The following is an 18,929-nucleotide window of genomic DNA, read 5'->3' on the forward strand; positions in this document are numbered from 1 at the left end:
GCCGGCTTTTTCTCGCGCGGCGCAATTCCTAAAGTGACAACCTGTCGGTACACCCCATCACCCCTCGGGGCCGGCCAGGAGAGTCACCATGAACAACAACATCCGCCCCCTCTTCACGCTGATCACCGCCGCGACGGCCGTCACGGCGCTGGCGGCGGGCCTCTTGCTGGCGATCAGCGCGCCCGCGGTCGACGACCTCGGCCAGACGGCGGTCGCCACCGCCGGCAGCGACGGCGCCTGAAGGCTCAGGTCGCCGCCGTACAGCGCATCTTCACGCCACCCAGCGCCTCGCGGCCGATCAGCTCCACGACCCAGTCGACGAACACGCGCAGCTTGCTGCTGAGGTGGCGGTTGGGCGGATAGACCACATAGACGGGCACCGGGTCGGTGTCCCAGTCCTCCAGCACCCGCACCAGCCCCCCGCTCTTCAGCAGCGGCCCGGCCATGAAGCAGGTCACCTGCACCAGCCCCAGGTGGGCCAGGCCGGCATTCAGGTAGGCGTCCGCGTCGTTGACGGCCAGGACATGGTTGCCCGCCACCTCCACCACCTCGTCGCCGCGGCGGAAGCTGTCGCCCACGATCTTGCCGGTGCGCGCCGAGAAATAGCCCACCATGCGGTGCGGCGCCTCGCCCAGTTCGCGCGGATGCGCGGGCATGCCGTGGCGGCGCAGGTATTCGGGCGTCGCGCAGGTGATGAAGCGGAACTCGCCGATGCGCCGCGCGACCAGGCTCTGGTCGGTCAGCTCTCCGCCGCGGATCACGCAGTCCACGTTGTCGCCGATCAGGTCCACCGGCCGGTCGCTGACGCCCATCTCGATCTGGATGTCCGGGTACTTCGCGTAGAAGTCCGGCAGGTGCGGAATGATCATCTCGCGGCCCACGACGCCCGGCACGTCGATGCGGATGCGGCCGCGCGGCGTCATGCGCGCCTGGTTCATGCTGCCTTCCAGCTCCTCCAGGTCGCCCAGCAGGCGCATCGCGCGTTCGTAGTAGGCGGCGCCGTCAGGCGTCACCGTCACGCGGCGCGTGGTGCGGTTCAGCAGCTTGGTGCGCAGATGGGTTTCCAGCGTCTGGATGAGGCGCGTGACGGTGGCCTTGGGCAGGTCCAGCGAGTCGGCGGCCTTCGTGAAGGTGCCGGCCTCGACGACCCGGACATAGGCTTGCATGGCTTGGAGTCGATCCATCGGCGTCGGCGTGGGGTTGGAACGTGCCCCTGAGGGCGGCACGGGAATTTGATTGTTCCATGCGCGAGAAAAGTGCGTCGCTTTCAAGGCCGTTTATCGGCAGGCGACCCATCTCTATCTTTCGGCCCATGGACAAGATGGCCCCATCGACCTTGCGCCTCGGCCCCGCCCCGGGGCTGAACGCCTGCGTGTTCGCCGCCCGCCGCCCGCTGGATGCCGGGCGCCGCGCGCTGCTGCTCTACCTGCATGCCGGCACCTTCACCGAGGGGTCCTGCGCGGCCGCCTCGGCGCGCTGCGAGCTGCTGGCCGAGGCCGGCGCCGACGTCGTCGCACTGGACTACCCGCTGGCGCCCGAGCATCCCTTCCCGGCCGGCCTGAGCGCCACCTTCGAGGCATTGCAGGCACTGGCCCGGAAGTCGGCCCGGCTGACCGGCAACGCGCAGACGGCCTTGTTCGTAGCCGGCGAAGAGGCCGGCGGCAACATTGCCGCCGCGCTGGCGCTGATGGCCCGCGACCAGCGCGCGCCGGAGCTCGCCGGCCAACTGCTGATCTCGCCGATGCTGGACCCGCTGCTGGGCAGCGCCTCCATGCGCGATGGCGAATGCGGCGGCTGCGAATGCATCTACGCCAAGGGCTGGCAGGCCTACCTCGGCGACGGCGTGCGCGCCGACCACCCCTATGCCACGCCGCTGAACGCCAGCCGCCTCGCCGGTCTCGCGCCGGCCCTGGTGCTCAGCCTGACAGGCCATCCGCTGGCCGACGAATCGCGGCGCTATGCCGGCGCGCTGCGCCAGCACGGCGGCAGCGCACGCGACCTGACGCTGCCGGCACTGACCGCGGAACACATGCACACGCCCGTCCACGACTTCCTCAGCCAGGCCACCGGCCGGGCGCCCTCGAATCCTGCTTGACCTTCGGAGAGAAATACAAATGCAATCCACCCCTCGCTTCAACCGCCGCCTCGGCCTCATCACAGGTGCCATCGCCCTCGCCGCGCTCGGCGCCGTGGGCCTCGGCCAGTTCGGCCAGCCGGCGCGCGCCAACCCGGGCCCCGGCGCACCGCCGGCCACGCCGGTGTCCGTCGCTGAAGTCCTCAGCCAGCCGGTCTCGGCCTGGAACGAGTTCTCCGGTCGTCTGGAGGCCGTGGACCGCGTGGATGTGCGCGCCCGCGTGTCCGGTGCCGTGCAGGCCGTGCACTTCCGCGAGGGCAGCCTCGTGAAGGCCGGCGACCTGCTGGTCAGCATCGACCCCGCCCCCTACCAGGCCGAGGTGTCGCGCCTGGAAGCACAGGTGGCCGCCGCACAGGCCCGCGTGACCTACACGCAGAGCGAGGCGCAGCGCGCCAAGTCGCTGCTGGAGGAGCGCGCCGTGGCCCGCCGCGAGTTCGACGAGAAGGACAACGCCGCCCGTGAGGGTGCGGCCAACCTGCGCGCCGCGCAGGCCGCGCTGCAGTCGGCCCAGCTCAACCTCGGCTACACGCAGGTGCGTGCGCCGGTGGCCGGCCGCGTCGGCAAGATCGAGGTGACGACGGGCAACCTCGTCGCCGCGGGCGCGGGTGCGCCGGTGCTGACGACGCTGGTGTCCGTCAGCCCCATCTATGCCAGCTTCGACGCCGACGAGAAGATCGTCAGCAGCGCGCTGGCCGCGCTGCCCGACGGCGGCTCCAACCGCCGCGGCCTGGAGCGCATCCCCGTGGAGATGGCCACCGGCGCCACCGACGCGCAGACCGGCCGGCTGCAGCTTGTCGACAACCAGGTCGACGCCAAGAGCGGCACGCTGCGCGTGCGCGCGGTGTTCGACAACAAGGACGGCCGCCTGATCCCGGGCCAGTTCGCCAAGCTGCGCATGGGCCAGGCGAAGAACGAGAGCGCGCTGCTGGTGAACGAGCGCGCGGTCGGCACCGACCAGGACAAGCGCTACGTCATCGTCGTAGGCGCCGGCAACCAGGCCGAATGGCGCCCCGTGACGCTGGGCGCCAGCGTGAACGGCCTGCGCGTCGTGACCAGCGGCCTGAAGGGCGGCGAGCGCATCGTCGTCGGCGGCGTGCAGCGCGTGCGGCCGGGCGCGGTCCTCGCACCCAAGGACGTCGCGATGGACGCCAAGCCCGAACTGGCGGCGCAGCAGGCGGCCGCCAAGACGTCCTGATCTAGGCCGCCCTTCCCACCAGAGCGCCCCGTCAGCGGGCCGGTTCAGCCGGCCCGCGGGGGGCGGCTTTGCCTCCGGAAAGAAAGAACAACATGAATCTCTCCAAATTCTTCATCGACCGCCCGATCTTCGCGGGCGTGCTGTCGCTGCTGATCTTCATCGGCGGCCTGCTGTCGATACGCGCGCTGCCGATCTCGGAATACCCCGACGTCGTGCCGCCGTCGGTCGTCGTGCGCGCCCAGTACCCCGGCGCCAACCCCAAGGTCATTGCCGAGACGGTGGCCACGCCGCTGGAAGAAGCCATCAACGGCGTCGAGGACATGCTCTACATGAGCAGCCAGGCCACCACCGACGGCCTGATGACGCTGACCGTCAGCTTCAAGCTCGGCACCGACCCCGACAAGGCGCAGCAGCAGGTGCAGAACCGCGTCGCGCAGGCCGAGGCCCGGCTGCCCGAGGAGGTCAAGCGCCTGGGCGTGACGACCGTCAAGAGCAGCCCCGACCTGACCATGGTCGTGCACCTGACGTCGCCCAACGACCGCTACGACATGACCTACCTGCGCAACTACGCGCTGCTCAACGTCAAGGACCGCCTCGCGCGCATCCCCGGCGTGGGCCAGGTGCAGCTGTTCGGATCGGGCGACTACTCCATGCGCATCTGGCTGGACCCGCAGAAGGTCGCCGAACACGGGCTGTCCGCCAGCGACGTGGTGACCGCGATCCGCGGCCAGAACGTGCAGGCCGCGGCCGGCGTGGTCGGCGCATCGCCGGGCCTGCAGGGCATCGACCTGCAGCTGTCCGTCAACGCGCAGGGCCGCCTGCAGTCGGCCGAGGAGTTCGGCGACATCATCGTGAAGAGCGGCGCCAACGGTGCGGTGACGCGCCTGCGCGACCTGGGCCGTATCGAGCTGGGCGCCAGCGAGTACGCGCTGCGCTCGCTGCTGGACAACAAGTCCGCCGTGGCCGTGCCCATCTTCCAGGCCCCCGGCGGCAATGCGCTGGACATCTCGTCCAACGTGCGCGCCACGATGGCCGAGTTGAAGGCCGGCATGCCCGAGGGTGTGGACTACACCATCGTCTACGACCCGACGCAGTTCGTGCGCGCGTCCATCGAGTCCGTCATCCACACGCTGCTGGAAGCGGTCGCGCTGGTCGTGCTGGTCGTCATCCTGTTCCTGCAGACCTGGCGCGCATCCATCATCCCGTTGCTGGCCGTGCCGGTGTCCATCATCGGCACCTTCGCGGTGATGCACGGCTTCGGCTTCTCCATCAACGCACTGAGCCTGTTCGGCCTGGTGCTGGCCATCGGCATCGTCGTGGACGACGCCATCGTCGTGGTGGAGAACGTGGAGCGCAACATCGCGTCGGGCCTGTCGCCACGCGACGCGACCTACCGAGCGATGCGCGAGGTGTCGGGCCCCATCATCGCCATCGCGCTGACGCTGATCTCGGTGTTCGTGCCGCTGGCCTTCATCACCGGCCTGACGGGCCAGTTCTACAAGCAGTTCGCGCTGACCATCGCGATCTCCACGGTGATCTCGGCGATCAATTCGCTGACGCTGTCGCCTGCGCTGGCCGCGATGCTGCTGAAGGACCACCACGCACCCAAGGACGCGCTGACGCGCGGCATGGACCGCGTGCTGGGCGGCTTCTTCGCGCGCTTCAACCGGCTGTTCTCGCGCAGCTCCGAGAAGTACGGCGGCGGCGTGAAGACGCTGATGTCGCGCAAGGCCGTGATGATGGTCGTCTACCTCGCGCTGGTCGCGGCCACGGCCGGCCTGTTCAAGGCCGTGCCCGGCGGCTTCGTGCCGGGGCAGGACAAGCAGTACCTGATCGGCTTCGCGCAGCTGCCCGACGGCGCCACGCTGGACCGCACCGAGGACGTGATCCGCCGCATGACGGAGATCACGCTGAAGACGCCGGGCGTGGAGCACGCAGTGGCCTTCCCCGGCCTGTCCATCAACGGCTTCACGAACAGCGCCAGCTCCGGCATCGTGTTCGCGACGCTGAAGCCCTTCGAGGAGCGCAAGACGAAGGCCCTGTCCGCCGGCGCCATCGCGGGCTCGCTGAACGCGCAGTACGGCCAGATCGAGGACGCCTTCATCGTCATGTTCCCGCCGCCTCCCGTGCAGGGCCTTGGCACCACCGGCGGCTTCAAGCTGCAGCTGGAGGACCGCGGCGGCGTGGGCTACGAGGCGATGGACCAGGCGGTCAAGGCCTTCATGGCCAAGGCCGGCCAGGCGCCGGAACTCGCGGGCCTGTTCTCCAGCTACCAGGTCAACGTGCCGCAGCTGTTCGCCGACCTCGACCGCACCAAGGCGCGCCAGCTCGGCGTGGCCGTGACGGACGTGTTCGACACCATGCAGATCTACCTCGGCAGCCTGTACGTGAACGACTTCAACAAGTTCGGCCGCACCTACTCGGTCCGCGTGCAGGCGGATGCCGCCTACCGCGCCCGCGCCGAGGACATCGGCGCGCTGAAGGTGCGCTCGTCCACCGGCGAGATGGTGCCGCTGTCCGCGCTGATGAAGGTCACGCCCAGCTTCGGCCCCGAGCGCGCGCTGCGCTACAACGGCTTCCTGGCCGCCGACATCAACGGTGGTGCCGCGCCCGGCTTCTCGTCGGGCCAGGCGCAGGCCGCCGTGGAGCGCATCGCCGCCGAGACGCTGCCGCCCGGCATCGGCTACGAGTGGACCGACCTGACCTACCAGGAGAAGATCGCCGGCAACTCGGCCGTCTGGGTGTTTCCGCTGGCCATCCTGCTGGTGTTCCTGGTGCTGGCGGCGCAGTACGAGAGCCTGACGCTGCCCATCGCCATCCTGCTCATCGTGCCCATGGGCCTGCTCGCCGCGATGACCGGCGTCTGGCTGAGCCACGGCGACAACAACGTGTTCACGCAGATCGGCCTCATCGTGCTGGTGGGCCTGAGCGCGAAGAACGCCATCCTGATCGTCGAGTTCGCCCGCGAGCTGGAGTTCGCCGGCCGCACGCCCATGCAGGCGGCGCTGGAGGCGGCGCGTCTGAGGCTGCGCCCCATCCTGATGACGTCGATGGCGTTCGTCATGGGGGTGCTGCCGCTGGTGCTGTCCGTCGGCGCCGGCGCCGAGATGCGCCAGGCCATGGGCGTGGCCGTGTTCGCCGGAATGATAGGCGTGACGCTGTTCGGCCTGTTCCTGACGCCGCTGTTCTACGTCATCGTGCGCCGCCTGGCCGGCAACGCGCCGCTACGCCACCACGGCGGCCAGGTGGCCGCGCCCGCCACACCTGCATCCCACGCGCAGCCCGTGTCTCCCGTGATCGACGCGCTGCAGCAACGAGGAAAGTAATCATGAAGCTTCAACTGACGTCACTCTTCGCCGCGCTGCTGCTGGCCGGCTGCGCCTCGGTCGGCACCGTCGACCCGTCGCAACTGCCGCAGGCGCCGGCCGCCTACAGGACGCAGGCCGCGGACGGCGCGCCCGCGCTGACCGCCAGCTGGTGGCAGCCCTTCGCCGACCCGGTGCTGGACGACCTCGTCGCCCGCGCGATGAACGCCAACACCACGGTGCAGTCCGCCGCCAACCGGCTGGCACAGGCCCGCGCGGCGCTGGGCTCGGCGCAGGCCGGCCGGCTGCCGCAGGTCGGCGTGTCGGCCGGCGCCGGCCGTTCGTCCGCGCCGGGCCAGCTGGTGCCCCAGCCCGCGACGCAGTACAGCGCCGGCCTGAACCTGGCCTACGAGCTGGACCTGGGCGGCCGCCTGCTGCACGAGCGCAATGCGGCCGCGCTCGACGTGCAGGCCCGCGAGCAGTTGCTCGCCGACGCGCGCTTGCTGGTGCAGGCCAACGTGGCGCGCGGCTACCTGGCGCTGCGGGCGCTGGACACCGAGCGCGGCCTGGTCCGCGACACGGTGGCAGCCTACGGCGAGACGCTGTCGCTGACGGAGAAGCGCGCCCGCGCCGGCGACGTGGCCGACCTGGACCTGGCGCGCGTGCGCGCCGAGCTGGCCGCCAACGAGGCCGAGGCGCTGGCGCTGGATCGCCGCCGCGTCGAGCTGGAGACGGCGCTGGCCGTGCTGGTCGGCGAGCCGGCCTCCAGCTTCGTCCTGAAGCCCACGGCGTGGACGACGGCCCTGCCCGCCGTGCCGGCCGGCCTGCCGAGCGAGCTGCTGCAACGGCGCCCCGACCTGGCCGCCGCGCGCAGCCAGCTGCAGGCCGCGCAGGCCCGCGTCGGCGCCGCGCAAGCGGCCTGGTGGCCCAGCCTGTCGCTGACGGCACAGGGCGGTGGCGTCTCCAGCGAGCTGTCCAACCTGCTGAAGAGCGGCGCCAGCACCTGGGGCGTGGGCCTGCTGGGCGCGCTGCCCCTCTTCGACGGCGGCCGCCGCGAGGCCGGCGTCAACGCAGCGAAGTCGCAGATGGACGCCGAGGCGATCGCCTTCCGCGAGCAGTTCCTGCTGGCGCTCAAGGACGTGGAGGACCAGCTCGGTGCGCTGTCGCTGCTGCAGGCGCAGGACGCCGCCAGCGCCCGCGCGGTCAGCGCGGCGGGGCAGGCACTGAAGCTGTCCGACACGCGCTACCGCAACGGCCTGGTCAGCCAGCTGGAGCTGCTGGACGCACGCCGCAGCGAGCTGGCGAACCGGCGTGCGGCCCTGCAAGTGCGCTCGGCGCAATACCAGGCCACCGTCGGCCTGATCCGCGCGCTGGGTGGCGGCTGGCCTAGCCCGAGCGTTTGAGCACGGCGATGTTCACCGTCGCGCGCTGCACAAAGCCCAGGCTGTCATAGAGCGCGATGGCGGCGGTGTTGGTTGCCCAGGCGTGCAGGAATGCCTGCTCGCCGCGGCGCTGGATGTCGGCCGTCACGGCAGCCGACAGCCTTCTCGCGAGGCCCAGGCCGCGGAAGTCGGGGTGGGTGCAGACGCCGCTGACCTCGACATGGCCGGGAAAGCGCATGCGCTCGCCGGCCATCGCGGCGAGGCGGCCGGCGATGCGGATGCCAATGAAGCGGCCCATGGTGTGCGTACGCGGCAGAAAGGGTCCCGGCTCGGTCAGCGTCGCCAGCGCCAGCATCTCGGCCGCATCGGCATCGCCCAGCAGCTGCACCTCGTCGTCGGGCGCCAGCCGTCGCTCCGCCACCATCTGCACGCCCAGTGCCTGCTTCGCGACCATCAGGCCTGGCGGCACGGCGATGGGCGGCACCTGGGCCAGGAAGACCGCGTCGTCACCCGCTTGCACGAGATCGGCCAGCGCGGTCAGGCTCGCGGCGCTCTCGTCGGGCGTCGCGGCGAAGCGATTGATGTCGGCCCTGAAGCGCCGCGCGCGCTCGTCGCCGATCGCCCAGTGGGGCTGGTGCCGCAGGCTGGCCCAGACGGGTCGGTCAAGCTCGCTCATGGCTTCACCCGCTGCGGCAGCGGCACTTCCGCGAGCGCGTCTTCCAGCGCCGCCAGCTGCGCGAGCAGATCCCCTCTCAAGCCCGCGCAAGCCGCGGCCACGGCGGCCTCGATGGCCGGCCAGGCCTCGCCCCGGGCGCGCTGCACCAGGCCGTGGCCCTTGCGGCTCAGCCCCACGCGGCGCACGCGGCGGTCCTCCTGTGCGGCCTCCGACGCCACCAGGCCTTCGTCCTCCAGCCCACGCAGCGAGCGCGTGACGACGGGCTGGCTGACGCCCACCGCCTGGCTCAGCTCGCCGATGCTGAGGGCGCCCAGCCGGTCCAGCGCCGCCAGCAGCGGGAACCAGGCCGCCGGCTGCTCGAAACCATGCGCGGCCAGCACGGCCTGCGTCTGCGCCTGCAGCGTCTCGCCGATGCGCTTGAGCCGCGTGCCCAGGCTCAGATGACCCAGCTCCTTGACAACATCCTCGACCACGACGACTCCTTTCCTACCGATATGCATATCATGCTATGCAATAGGTCAGGCCGCGTCAAATGGCGGGTCTGGAGAGCCGCGCTCATTGCATCCCGCCGACGGGGAACGTCTAGGGCAGCGTCTTGCAGTTGGGCTTGCAGACCACCTCGTTGCGGCCCAGCAGCCGGATGGACTGCAGGCTGGCCGGCGCGCGGTGCTTGCCGCATTTGAAGCAGGAGCGGGTGTGGCCGCTGCCGAGGAAGGGCGAACCACCCACTTTCGACTGGTAGCGCAAGCCATCCTGGCGGACCGCGGTGACGGTGTCTTTGCTCATTCTTCAGACAGGTCAGGGAAAGGCAAATTGACTCACGGCCGAGATGACAGCGCCATCTCGCAAGCCCGCAGTCTTGGCCCAAAAAGGACGAAACCGCGGGCTTTCCCTGCCCCAATCCACGGGGTCGGCCTGCGGGGACAATGCAGCCCGCTTCGAACGACCCCATGGCCAAGCTCTTTTTCCGTTACGCCGCGATGAATGCCGGCAAATCCACCGCCCTGCTGCAGGTGGCGCACAACTACGAGGAGCGCGGTCACCGCGTGCGCATCTTCACGGCACGGCTGGACGACCGCTACGGCCACGGCTTCGTCACATCGCGACTGGGGCCGCAGCGCGAGGTGGAGCAGTTCGACGCCGACACCGACTTCCAGGCGCTGATTGCTGCGGATCCCGGCATCGCCTGCATCCTCGTCGACGAGGCGCAGTTCCTGAGCAAGCACCAGGTCCAGACCCTGCACGAGATGGCGCATCTGCACCATCTGCCGGCCATCTGCTATGGCCTGCGCACCGACTTCCAGGGCGAACTCTTCCCCGGCTCGGCCGCGCTGCTCGCGCTGGCCGACGAGATGGACGAGATGAAGACCATCTGCGACTGCGGACGCAAGGCGACGATGAACATGCGCGTCGACGCCAGCAACCGCAAGGTCACCGAGGGCGCCCAGGTGGAGATCGGCGGCAACGCGCGCTACCGCTCCGTCTGCGGCAGGTGCTTCCACCAAGGCTAGGCGGCCACCGGCCGCCCATGGGTGCTGCTGGCCAGGCGTGGCGCGCTGATAGCGATGACGTCGGCCGCTACCACGGCGGCATTGCTCGATTCATTGAGGGGCAAACACCCCTCAATGAATCGACCCCCACGGGGGGTCAGCCCGCGTACCCGCGGGCCGGGGGCTCACTCACTTCGCGGCAATCTGCGCGTCCAGTTCCTTGCAGGACGGCGAGCAGACGGGCTGCGACTTGCCCAGCAGCTTCTTGGACTTGAGCATCGCCCGCGGGCGGTGCTTGCCACAGAGGAAGCACGACATCGTCGCCGCGCCGAAGGAGGAGGTCGCCGCGAAGGGCGAACCGGGAGCTTTGGAGCGGTAGCGCAGACCATCCGCTTCGATGGTGGTCTTGGTGGTTTCTTTGGCCACGCTGGTCCTGTCGAAGAGTGTTTAAAGGGGCGCCAGGCAAAGGCGCAGGCCCCATATTTTCCACGATGTAGCGAATACCCCCGCCTAGGGCTTTCAACCCCCCTGGAAACGAGCCGGTCTTTTGCCCGCCCAGGCGGCCTGGCCCTCGACGAGATCGGCCGAATCGCGGGCTCGGACGACGTCGGCCGCGAGCCGGGCCGCGTCGAGCCGGCCGGCGGCGATCGCGTTCAGGTGCTGCTTCATCGGCAGCAGGGCCAGCGGCGCCATGCCCAGCAACTCGTCGACCAGCGCCTGCAGCGCAGCGTCCAGCGTTTCGACGTCGGGCAGCAGCTGGTCCAGATAGCCGCAGCCCAGCAGGGCCGGCGCTTCCAGCGTGCGCCCGGCCAGCAGCACCTGCTTGGCGATCGCGAGGCCGAGACGGTCGACGAAGCGCCTGAGCCCCCCGGCGTAGAAATGCAGGCCTATGCGCGCCGCCGGCACGAACATCTCGACCGCGGGCGCGCCGAGACGGAAGTCGCAGGCCAGCGCGAGGTCGGCCGCACCGCCGTAGACGCCGCCATGCAGGCGCGCCACGGTGATGGGTCGGGCGGCTTCCAATGCATCGGCCAGCTCGCCGAAGCGCGCGCCGGCGTCGACGGCGCCCAGGGCGCCGAGGTCGAAGCCGCTGCAGAAATGCCGGCCTTCGCCGGCCAGCACGAGGACGCGCACGGCCTCGTCCGCATTGACGGCGTCGAGCAGGTCGCGCAGCGTGGCGAGGTCGTCCACGGCGAGGCGGTTGGCCTGGCGCGGCCGACGCAGCGTGATGCGCGCCACGCCACCGGCCGTCTCCAGCAGCGGGGCCTGGCCGCCGCTCACGGGCGCCGCCCGGTGATTCGGCCGGGATGGAAGTGGTCGGACTGGGCCATGGCTTTACAAATCAGACATTGTGACGACGTAAGCTCGCACCCCCACTGTCACACGAACGTCATGTTGCACACCCGCCGCCGCCTGCTGGGCCTGGCCATCGCCAGCGCCCTCACCGCCTGCACGACGACGCCGTCGCCCATCGCTGCGCCCCAGCCCCCCAAGCTGCTGGTCCTGGTCGTCATCGACGGGCTGCCCATGCGCCAGGTCACCGGCTACCGCGAGCAGCTCGCGCCCGACGGCTTCGCCCGCTTCCTGGAGCACGGCCGCTGGTTCGCCGACGCCCACTATGGCCACGGCCACACGGTCACGGCGGCAGGCCACTCGGTCATGCTGACCGGCGCCTATCCGCAGCGCACCGGCATCATCAGCAACGAGTGGCGTGACCCGGTCACGGGGGAGCAGGTCTACAACACCGGCGACCCGGACTATCGCTACATCGACAGCCCGACGGCGCCTCTGGCCGGCACCAGCCCGCGCAACCTCAAGGCCGAGACGCTGGGTGACGTGCTGCGCACGCGCTCGCCGCAATCCAAGGTCATCGGCATCTCGGGCAAGGACCGCGGCGCCATCCTGCCGGCCGGCCACCTGGGGCAGGCCTACATGTACATGTCGGAGACGGGTCGCTTCGCGTCCAGCACCTACTACATGCAGCAGCACCCGCAATGGGTGACGGATTTCAACGCCGCCAAGCCGGCCGACGCCTTCTTCCAGAAGGCCTGGGCGCCGCTGCTGCCCGAGGCCGCCTATGCCCGCTCGGTGCCGGACGGCCAGTCCTGGCAGGTCGCCAGCGGCAACGGCAACCGCCTGCCGGCCGTCATCGGCGACAAGATGGACGCCCCCGGCCCCCGCTTCTACGGCAGCCTGCTGGCCTCGCCGTTCGGCGACGAGCTGACGCTGGCCTTCGCCCGCGCCGCCGTGAAGAACGAGAAGCTGGGCCAGCGCGGCGTACAGGATCTGCTGTCGGTCAGCCTGTCCAGCCACGACTACATCAACCACGCCTTCGGCCCGGAATCGCGGCTGTCGCACGACCACCTGCTGCACCTGGACCGCCACCTGCAGGCCTTCTTCCAGTTCCTCGACCGGGAAGTGGGCGCCGGCAACTACGTGTTGGCACTGACGGCCGACCATGGCTTCACCGACACGCCGGAATGGGCCCTCACCCAGGGCCGCGACGCCGGTCGCTTCAACAACCCGCCGGCGCTGCTGGCCGTCAACACGGCGCTGAGCGCGAAGTTCGGCGTCGACAAGCTGGCGTGGAGCTTCTCCGCCTCCGGCCTGCTGCTCAACGAGAAACTGGCCGCCGACAAGGGCCTGGACTTCGCCGCCGTGCAGACCGCCGCCCGCGACGAGCTGCTCAAGCTCCCCGGCGTCGCCGCCGTTTTCACGCGCGAGCAGCTGCTCGGCACCGACACGACGACGCCCTATCTGGAGGCCATGCGCAAGTCCTTCGATCCGACGCGCGCCGCGCAGCTGCAGATCGTGCTGAAACGCAACTGGATCTTCAGTTACCGCCCGGGCGGCAGCACCCATGGCAGCCCCTATGAGTACGACACCCATGTGCCCCTGCTGTTCTGGGGGCCGGGCTACGTCGGCCAGGGCGAGGTCAAGACGCGCGTCGAAATCGCCGACCTGGCCCCCACGCTGGCCGGCATCGCCGGCCTGCCCGCGCCGGCCCAGGCGCAGGGCCGCGACCTGCGGCTCAAGCCCTAGCCATCAGCTCTGCCGCCGGCTCGCCCCAGACGGCCTCGGTCAGCGCCTGCGCGCCGAGCCGCTCGCCCAGCGCACGGGCCTGGGCGGGGCCGGTGGCCGGCAGCATGACGAGCAGCCGGCCGTCCGCCAGCCGCATGCAGCCGTCCTCGCCGCGGATGCGCGCGAGCAGTTCGGCCGGATCGGCATCGGCGGGCAGCGTCGCGACGGACAGCGGCCAGGCCCCCGGGTCGGCCAGCAGGGTCTGCAGCAGTTCGCTGCCGGCCCGGGTCGACAGCAACTGCCCGGCGGTCGGCCGCGGCCGGGCCAGTGCACTGATGTCGACACCCGTCAGCGCCAGGCCGCCGCCGGGCGTGCGCTGCGCCACCCACCAGAAACGCCGACCGTCGCGCCAGGCCTGCTCATAGCCGCGCTGTGCCAGGCGGCTGCGCCGCTCGGGCGGCTCGACCGGACCGACGCCGGCCCGCCGGGCCGCCTCCACCATCTGCTCCCACGCCGGCGTGGCGTCCTCGGTCAGCCGCCACGCCTGGCGGTAGGCGGCGTTGGCGCGCAGCAGGCGGTCATACTCATCGAAGAGGGCCAGCAGCAGCGGGCCCTCGGTCAGCGTCCGCCACCAGAGGTCGTCTTCGGTCACGCCCCGATTCTGGGCCGATGCGGCTCAACGGCGACGGATCTCCCCCGAGCCGCTGACGCTTTGGCGCAACTGCGGCCGGCCGGCATAGCTGAGGTCGCCCGATCCGCTCAACTGCACGTCCAGCTGCTCGGTGGTACCCAGGTCCACATCGCCCGAGCCCTGGATGCTGACCTTGGCGGCCCGCCCGGCCAGCGCGCGCGCGTCGACATCGCCGGAACCGCTGACGCGCCAGCGCTGCTGCTCCGCCCGGCCGGCCAGGCGCACGTCGCCGGAGCCGCTGATGCTGACGTCCAGCGCCTTCAGCTCGACGAGACCGAAATGCGCGTCTCCCGAGCCGTCTATGCGCAGGTCCAGGCTGTCCGCCTTGAAGCTCTCGACGCCCAGATCGCCCGAACCGCGGATGGCGATGGCCTGCAGCGCACGGGCGCCGACGCGCACCGTCGGCGCGTGGCGGGTCGTGAACCCGGCGTCACGCCTCAGGCGCACGACGAGGGCGTCGCCCTCCACGACGGTCTCGACCAGTGGCTCGATGTTGTCGTCGGCGACGACCGTGGCCTGGTCGCTGCCGGCCTGGACCAGCTTCACGTCGATGGGGCCGTCGATGCGCAGCTGGCTGAAGGCGGCCAGCGCGCGCACCTTCTCGACCTTGACACCCGAGCCCCGCACGCGGTTCCTGCCGCTGCCGTAGTCGGAGGCGCCGCTGAAGCTGGCCGTCCAGCCATCGGCCTCCTTCTTGATGCGCAGGCGCCAGTCGTTGTCTCCGGCCATGGCGGCGCTGGTGGCGAAGGCGGCGGCAAGGACCATGAGGGCAAGGCGTTTCATTCGGGACTCCCGGTGCGGCGATGTGGCGGCAGTGTGGCCAGGCGGCCCATGCCGCGCCCGTGGCAGGCGACGGACTGCGCTTTTGCAGCAATGGGCCGTAGGATGGGCCGACCAGCAGGAGCAGCGTCATGAAGTGGGAAGGCCAGCGCGAGAGTGACAACGTCGAGGACGCCCGAGGCGGCGGCGGCGGCCCGGGGCTGGCGATAGGCGGGCGCGGCCTGGGGCTGGGCGGCATCGTCATCGCGCTGCTGGTCTCATGGGTTCTGGGCGTCAACCCGTTGACGGTGCTGGGCCTGCTGAGCGGCGACGGCACCGGCGCGCCCGTCCAGGCGCCTGCATCCGACTCCCATGCCCAGGACCCGGCCTACCGCTTCGTCAAGGTCGTCCTGGCCGACACCGAGGACGTCTGGGGCGCCTATTTCCAGCGCAGCGGCCAGCAATACCCCAACCCCAAGCTGCGCGTATTCCGCGGCAGCGAGCCCACCGCCTGCGGCACCGGCGAGGCCGCCATGGGCCCCTTCTACTGTCCGGCCGACCGCAAGGTCTACATCGACCTCGGCTTCTACGACACGCTGCGCGAGCGCCTGGGCGCGCCGGGGGACTTCGCGCAGGCCTATGTCATCGCCCACGAGGTGGGCCACCACCTGCAGAACCTGATGGGCACGACCGCCAAGCTGGACCAGGCCCGCGGCCGCGTCTCCGGGCGGGAGATGAACGCGATGAGCGTCCGGCTGGAACTGCAGGCCGATTGCTACGCCGGCGTCTGGGCCAGCCTGTCGCAGCGCAGCAAGGGCTGGCTGGAGCAGGGCGACATCGAGCAGGCGCTGAACGCCGCATCCCAGATCGGCGACGACACGCTGCAAAAGCGCTCCGGCCGCAGCGTCGTGCCCGAGAGCTTCACGCACGGCAGCAGCGCCCAGCGCGTGCGCTGGTTCAAGCGCGGCCTGGACGGCGCCGACATCAAGGCCTGCGACACTTTCTCCGCGGCCGCCCTATAAGTCCCCGATTCGGGCCCACCCAATCAAGGGGGCATTGGATGGTTCCAAGGGGCTTTGTGTGAAACACTTCCATTCAAATCGCCGAGCCCTCCTTTAGCATCGGTACGCCTTGAGGCATCAGGGCAAGTTGCGCCCCAATCCGGTGCAGTCCAATTGGGATTACGAGGCCACTGTCATGAGCGAACGTCAGATCAACGCCCCCCAGTCGCGGCCCGAGGCGCCGGCCGCCGTCGACGCGACCGCCCGGCAGCTGGCATCCGCCCGCCGCCGCCGCTTCATCAAGCTCGGTGGCGCCGCCGTCCCGACGGCCCTGACCCTGGCCAGCCGCCCCGTGATGGCTTGGCATTGCAATACGGCGTCGACCTGGGGCTCGGCCCAGGGCATGTCCAACAGCTCCTACGTGCGCTCTCAGGACGCTACCCGGCTGTTCCCCGACGAGACCTACACGACGACTTGCTGGCTGAACAACACGACCCGCGCCGGCCTGAGCTCCAATCCCTGGGCACGGTCGCCGCTGAACTGCAACACGACGGCGACGACGAACTCGGCCTACTACAAGAGCTACACGGTGGCCCAGCTGCTCGCGGGCACGACTGCGACCATCACCGGCGTGAGCCCGGCCGACACCGTCTGGAGCATCCTGAACGGCACGCCCAAGAAGCCGAGCACCAACCCGGCCAACGGCAATTTCGTGGCCGGCAGCTCGACCTGTGGCGACTTCCAGAAGCTGATGCTGGTGGCATGGCTGAACTTCAAGGTGCTGAATTCGACGCTCAACAAATGCCTGATGCCCGGCACGACCAATGTGCTGGTCAAGCTGGGCAACACCACCTATGTCGGGCCGACCGGTGCGACCTGGACGCAGGCCGACGTCATCCTGTACCTGAAGAAGAACTGGATCGCCTGCTACGACGACGCGTGCGTCTGAGCTGCCGCGTCACCGCACCCCTCCTGCCCCGGCCGTGCCAGCCTACTGGCAACTGATACGCGCCGACGCGCTGCGCGTGCGCGAATGGGATGATGCCGGCGTGATCTACGACGCCGTCAGCGGCAACACCCACCTCATCGACGCCCTTGGCCTGGAGTTGCTGGATCTGCTGCGCCAGCGCCCATGGACGCTGGACGAGCTGGCCACCGAGCTGCACGACACCCTGCCCGAGGACCTGGACGGCGAAGCCGCGCAGCGGCGGCTGAGGCTCAAGCTGGAGCAACTGGCCCGGCTGGATCTGGTCGCCACGGCATGACACTCGCCGCGCTGGACGAGAGGGCCTTGCGCAGCCGACTGCGCGGGCCCGGGCTGACGCTGCATCTGCCCCCCTTCGTCGTCCGCCTGCATTCCGACGTGCCGCGCGTCGCGACGGACCTGCTGCGGCTCTACGGCGACTGCGACCTCGGGCGAGACGACGAGTTCGTCGACTTCCATCTCGCCGTCAACTACGACCGCGGCCTGCATGCGCTGTGGCGGCGCCTGGCCGGCCGGCGCCAGGCGCGCTTCTCGACCGACGGCCTGGCCGCGTTCACGACGCTGCCGGCCACGCAGGCCTTCCACATGATCGAGTGGGGATTGAACTGGGCCGTGACGGCCCACGCCCATCACTACGTCGTCTATCACGCCGCCGTGCTGGAACGCGGCGGCCGCGCGCTGGTGCTGCCGGCGCCGCCGGGCTCCGGCAAGAGCACGCTGACGGCAGCCCTCGCCCAGCGCGGCTGGCGGCTGCTGTCCGACGAGCTCGCGCTGCTGGACCCGCGCGATGGCCGTCTCTACGGCCTGGCACGGCCGGTCAATCTGAAGAACCAGGCCATCGCGCTGATGCGGGCCTTCGCCCCCGGTGCGGTACTGACCGAACCGGTGCCCGACACGCTCAAGGGCACGCTGTCGCTGATGAAGGCGCCGGGCGATGCCATCGCCCGCGTGCGCGAGGGCGCGCGGGCGGCCTGGATCGTCGTGCCCAGCTTCGAGGCCGGAGCCGAGGCCAGCCTGGAGCCCCTGCCCAAGGCCCAGGCCCATCTGCTGCTGGCCGAGCAGGCCTTCAACTACGACATCCACGGCGTGGACGGCTTCGAGGCCACGGCCGACCTCGTGGACGGCGCCGACTGCAGGGCCTTCACCTATTCGCGCCTGGACGACGCCGTGCGCGTCTTCGACACCCTGGCCGCTGCATCATGAAGCGGCCCCTGCTCGTCGACGTGCTGCTGGCGCCGGCCGAGTCCGCCCGCCGGCTGAGCCCCGCGGACTGGGACCTGCTGATCCGCCAGGCCCGCCGCGCCAACCTGATCGCCCGGCTGGCCACGGCGCTGGAGCCACAGCTGGACGCCCTGCCGGCCGCCCCGGTCCGCCACCTGCGCGCGGCCCTGCTGATCGCGCGCCGCCAGCGCATTGCCACGCGCTGGGAGGCGGAGTGCATCCGCCGCGCGCTGGTGCCGCTGGGCATGCAGCCCATCCTGCTCAAGGGCGCGGCCTACCTGCTGTGCGATCTGCCGGCGGCGCAAGGCCGGCTGTTCGGCGATGTCGACCTGCTGGTGCCCAGGGCCCGGATCGGAGCCGCGGAGGCAGGGCTGATCGCCGCCGGCTGGGCCTTCGACGCCGAGATCAGCGACTACGACAGCCGCTACTACCGCGAGTGGATGCACGAGATCCCGCCGCTGTACCACCGGCAGCGGGACACCGCCCTCGACCTGCACCACACCATCCTGCCGCCAACCGCACGCGTGCAGGTCAACACGGCGGCGCTGTTCGAGGACACCCGCGAGTTGCCCGGGCTGCCGGGCTTGCGCGTGCTGGCGCCGGTGACGATGTTCCTGCACAGTGCCGCCCACCTCTTCCACGAGGGCGAACTGGACAACGGCCTGCGCGACGTCTTCGACCTGGACGCGCTGCTGCGCGATTTCGGCCGCGATCCTGCGTTCTGGGCCGCACTGGTACCGCGCGCCCGCGCGCTGGGCCTGACCCGCCCGCTCTTCCATGCGCTGCGCTACACGACCCGCCTGCTCGGCACGCCCGTGCCCGCCGATGTGATGCGCGAGGCCGCGGCGGACTCACCGCGCTGGCAATCCCTGCTGGACGCTTGCTACGAACGCGCCCTGCTGCCCGTGCACCCGAGCTGCGATGGCCCCCTGACCGCGCCGGCCCGGCTGGCGCTGTACGTGCGCTCGCACTGGCTGCGCATGCCGACGGGGCTGCTGGCCCGCCATCTGGCCCGCAAGGCCTGGCTGCGCCTGCAACCGCCGGCCGAGGCGCAGGCCGCCTGACAAGT

The 18,929-nt window shown here is 70.7% G+C and carries 20 protein-coding genes; 12 read left to right on the forward strand and 8 right to left on the reverse strand.

Translation table 11 applies throughout. The annotated features are described in order from the left end of the window. Positions 1-88 precede the first annotated feature (88 nt). On the forward strand, positions 89-241 hold the full coding sequence (locus JOY88_RS14675) for a hypothetical protein (RefSeq protein WP_293503374.1): 153 nt from the start codon (positions 89-91) through the stop codon (positions 239-241). Between the two features lie 4 nt (positions 242-245). Here JOY88_RS14675 and JOY88_RS14680 read toward each other — a convergent pair whose 3' ends face one another. Beyond that, positions 246-1,166 (reverse strand): LysR family transcriptional regulator, encoded by a 921-nt coding sequence (locus tag JOY88_RS14680; protein ID WP_524539224.1) that lies wholly within the window; start codon positions 1,164-1,166, stop codon positions 246-248. 146 nt (positions 1,167-1,312) lie between these two features. On the opposite strand from JOY88_RS14680, the gene JOY88_RS14685 reads away from it, so the two are divergent. From JOY88_RS14685 to JOY88_RS14700, 4 genes are all read left to right on the forward strand, one after another. After that, positions 1,313-2,095 (forward strand): alpha/beta hydrolase, encoded by a 783-nt coding sequence (locus JOY88_RS14685; RefSeq protein WP_293503376.1) that lies wholly within the window; start codon positions 1,313-1,315, stop codon positions 2,093-2,095. A 19-nt stretch (positions 2,096-2,114) separates the two neighbouring features. Next, positions 2,115-3,329: an efflux RND transporter periplasmic adaptor subunit gene (locus tag JOY88_RS14690; RefSeq protein ID WP_293503377.1), complete on the forward strand. Its 1,215-nt coding sequence runs from the start codon at positions 2,115-2,117 to the stop codon at positions 3,327-3,329. Positions 3,330-3,421: 92 nt separating this feature from the next. Continuing rightward, positions 3,422-6,655 (forward strand): efflux RND transporter permease subunit, encoded by a 3,234-nt coding sequence (locus tag JOY88_RS14695; RefSeq protein WP_293503378.1) that lies wholly within the window; start codon positions 3,422-3,424, stop codon positions 6,653-6,655. A 2-nt stretch (positions 6,656-6,657) separates the two neighbouring features. Next, the gene (locus JOY88_RS14700; protein WP_293503379.1) at positions 6,658-8,037 is read left to right on the forward strand and encodes an efflux transporter outer membrane subunit; all 1,380 of its coding nucleotides are present in this window, start codon (positions 6,658-6,660) and stop codon (positions 8,035-8,037) included. On the opposite strand, the gene JOY88_RS14705 is transcribed toward JOY88_RS14700, so the two are convergent. The 3 genes from JOY88_RS14705 to JOY88_RS14715 all read right to left on the reverse strand — a co-directional run bounded on the left by JOY88_RS14705 (position 8,021) and on the right by JOY88_RS14715 (position 9,478). Beyond that, positions 8,021-8,692: a GNAT family N-acetyltransferase gene (locus JOY88_RS14705; RefSeq protein ID WP_293503380.1), complete on the reverse strand. Its 672-nt coding sequence runs from the start codon at positions 8,690-8,692 to the stop codon at positions 8,021-8,023. The two genes, JOY88_RS14700 and JOY88_RS14705, sit on opposite strands and share 17 nt — an antisense overlap. After that, positions 8,689-9,165 carry a MarR family winged helix-turn-helix transcriptional regulator gene (locus JOY88_RS14710; RefSeq protein WP_293503381.1) on the reverse strand — a complete coding sequence of 159 codons (477 nt, stop codon included), beginning with the start codon at positions 9,163-9,165 and terminating at the stop codon, positions 8,689-8,691. Before JOY88_RS14710 ends, JOY88_RS14705 begins: the two co-directional genes overlap by 4 nt. Before the next feature lie 109 nt (positions 9,166-9,274). Then, entirely contained in the window at positions 9,275-9,478 is a 204-nt protein-coding gene (locus tag JOY88_RS14715) for a hypothetical protein (RefSeq protein ID WP_056875494.1), read from the reverse strand. Positions 9,479-9,642: 164 nt separating this feature from the next. Between JOY88_RS14715 and JOY88_RS14720 the strand changes: the two genes are divergently transcribed. Continuing rightward, on the forward strand, positions 9,643-10,203 hold the full coding sequence (locus JOY88_RS14720) for a thymidine kinase (RefSeq protein WP_293503382.1): 561 nt from the start codon (positions 9,643-9,645) through the stop codon (positions 10,201-10,203). A 168-nt stretch (positions 10,204-10,371) separates the two neighbouring features. Here JOY88_RS14720 and JOY88_RS14725 read toward each other — a convergent pair whose 3' ends face one another. Continuing rightward, the gene (locus JOY88_RS14725; protein WP_056266878.1) at positions 10,372-10,608 is read right to left on the reverse strand and encodes a hypothetical protein; all 237 of its coding nucleotides are present in this window, start codon (positions 10,606-10,608) and stop codon (positions 10,372-10,374) included. Positions 10,609-10,701: 93 nt separating this feature from the next. Then, positions 10,702-11,463: an enoyl-CoA hydratase/isomerase family protein gene (locus JOY88_RS14730; protein ID WP_293503383.1), complete on the reverse strand. Its 762-nt coding sequence runs from the start codon at positions 11,461-11,463 to the stop codon at positions 10,702-10,704. A 111-nt stretch (positions 11,464-11,574) separates the two neighbouring features. Here JOY88_RS14730 and JOY88_RS14735 point away from each other — a divergent pair, with 111 nt between their 5' ends. Further along, on the forward strand, positions 11,575-13,224 hold the full coding sequence (locus tag JOY88_RS14735; protein ID WP_293503384.1) for an alkaline phosphatase family protein: 1,650 nt from the start codon (positions 11,575-11,577) through the stop codon (positions 13,222-13,224). On the opposite strand, the gene JOY88_RS14740 is transcribed toward JOY88_RS14735, so the two are convergent. Further along, complete coding sequence (locus tag JOY88_RS14740; protein ID WP_293503385.1) at positions 13,214-13,855, reverse strand: hypothetical protein; 642 nt, start codon at positions 13,853-13,855, stop codon at positions 13,214-13,216. The two genes, JOY88_RS14735 and JOY88_RS14740, sit on opposite strands and share 11 nt — an antisense overlap. Positions 13,856-13,879: 24 nt before the next feature. Next, entirely contained in the window at positions 13,880-14,677 is a 798-nt protein-coding gene (locus JOY88_RS14745; RefSeq protein ID WP_293503386.1) for a head GIN domain-containing protein, read from the reverse strand. 128 nt (positions 14,678-14,805) lie between these two features. Here JOY88_RS14745 and ypfJ point away from each other — a divergent pair, with 128 nt between their 5' ends. The 5 genes from ypfJ to JOY88_RS14770 all read left to right on the forward strand — a co-directional run bounded on the left by ypfJ (position 14,806) and on the right by JOY88_RS14770 (position 18,924). Next, positions 14,806-15,675 carry a KPN_02809 family neutral zinc metallopeptidase gene (ypfJ, locus tag JOY88_RS14750; protein WP_293503387.1) on the forward strand — a complete coding sequence of 290 codons (870 nt, stop codon included), beginning with the start codon at positions 14,806-14,808 and terminating at the stop codon, positions 15,673-15,675. A 175-nt stretch (positions 15,676-15,850) separates the two neighbouring features. Continuing rightward, a complete protein-coding gene (locus JOY88_RS14755; protein ID WP_293503388.1) occupies positions 15,851-16,603 on the forward strand; it encodes a hypothetical protein in 753 nt (250 codons plus the stop codon). Positions 16,604-16,637: 34 nt separating this feature from the next. Then, positions 16,638-16,919: an HPr-rel-A system PqqD family peptide chaperone gene (locus tag JOY88_RS14760; RefSeq protein WP_293503389.1), complete on the forward strand. Its 282-nt coding sequence runs from the start codon at positions 16,638-16,640 to the stop codon at positions 16,917-16,919. Further along, entirely contained in the window at positions 16,916-17,842 is a 927-nt protein-coding gene (locus JOY88_RS14765; protein WP_293503390.1) for an HprK-related kinase A, read from the forward strand. The genes JOY88_RS14760 and JOY88_RS14765 overlap by 4 nt, the downstream gene beginning before the upstream one ends. Then, positions 17,839-18,924 carry a nucleotidyltransferase domain-containing protein gene (locus JOY88_RS14770; RefSeq protein WP_293503391.1) on the forward strand — a complete coding sequence of 362 codons (1,086 nt, stop codon included), beginning with the start codon at positions 17,839-17,841 and terminating at the stop codon, positions 18,922-18,924. The genes JOY88_RS14765 and JOY88_RS14770 overlap by 4 nt, the downstream gene beginning before the upstream one ends. Positions 18,925-18,929 lie beyond the last annotated feature (5 nt).

Origin of the sequence: Roseateles sp., from assembly GCF_019237615.1 — a bacterium.
GTDB lineage: Bacteria > Pseudomonadota > Gammaproteobacteria > Burkholderiales > Burkholderiaceae_C > Pelomonas.